The organism is Streptomyces sp. WELS2 (assembly GCF_013870595.1).
In the GTDB taxonomy this organism is placed as follows: domain Bacteria; phylum Actinomycetota; class Actinomycetes; order Streptomycetales; family Streptomycetaceae; genus Streptomyces.
Window position 1 is genome coordinate 1 of the sequence record NZ_JACBWZ010001320.1, and the last position, 1144, is coordinate 1144.

The window sequence follows — 1144 nt, forward strand, 5'->3', positions numbered from 1 at the left end:
GTCCCCGGGGTGCGCGGCCAGTGCCAGGCCCAGTTCGGCGCCGTCGAGCAGGGCCAGGTTCGCGCCCTCGCCCGCGAACGGGGACATCAGATGGGCGGCGTCCCCGAGCAGGGTCACCCCGGGCACCCGTTCCCAGCGGTGCCCCACCGGCAGCGCGTGGATCCGGCGGGGCACCAGCGCCCCGTCCGCGTCCCCGACCAGCGCCCGCAGCCGTTCGTCCCAGCCGCCGAACTCCTTGAGCACGGCCGCCTTCGCCGCCTCGGTGTCGGTGAAGTCGATGCCGTCCAGCCAGTCCTCCGGTGCGGTCACGGCGGTGTACACGTGCAGGCTTCCGTCGGGTTCGCGGTGCGCGAGGAAGCCGCGGCCCGGGCCGAGCGCGAAGAGCATGCCGCCGCCGGCCACCTCCGCGCTCACCGGGTGGCGCCGGTCCGCCTCCCGCAGATCCGCCTCCACGAACGACACGCCCGTGTACGCGGGCCGGGCGGTGGAGACCAGGGAGCGGACCCGGGACCAGGCGCCGTCCGCGCCGACCAGCACGTCGGTGGTGAACTCGGAGCCGTCCGCGAGCGTCACCCGGTGCCGTCCGCCGTCCAGCGGGCGGGCGCCGACGACCTTGGCGCCCCACCGGACGGTGCCCGCGGGCAGCGAACCGAGCAGCAGCTCGCGCAGGTCGCCCCGGTCTATCTCGGGACGCCCGCCCGTGCCGTCGTCGGGCCGCGCGAGCCGGACGGTGCCGTCCTGTCCGAGCACCCGGACGGCCTGGCCGCCGGCGTGGACGCGGGCGAGGAACCGCTCGTGCAGGCCGGCGGCCCGCAGCGCCTCCTGGCCGGAGTCGTCGTGGATGTCGAGCATGCCGCCCTGGGCCCGGGCCTCCGGCGACGGATCCAGATCGAACAGCGCGGCTTCGATGCCGTGCACACGCAGCACCCGGGCGAGGGCGAGCCCGCCGAGGCCCGCGCCGACGACGGCTACGGGGTGGTGGGGCAGGGGTGCGGTGGTCATGGGGCCTCCTGGCCTTCGGTCGGTACGGCGGTCCGCTCGATGCCGGTGATCAGGGCCTGGAAGGCCCACGACAGGCGGGCCTCGGGGGTGCCGGACAGCAGTGCCCCGGCGTCGGCGGCGAGGTGCGGATGGGTGGCGGCGG

General features: G+C 76.7%; 1 protein-coding gene. It reads right to left on the reverse strand.

What is annotated here, in order from left to right; all coding sequences use genetic code 11:
- Nucleotides 1–1002, reverse strand: a 1002-nt coding sequence (locus tag H5J33_RS36050; protein WP_181798870.1) for an NAD(P)/FAD-dependent oxidoreductase, incomplete at its 3' end; no start/stop codon positions are given.
- Nucleotides 1003–1144: the final 142 nt, after the last annotated feature.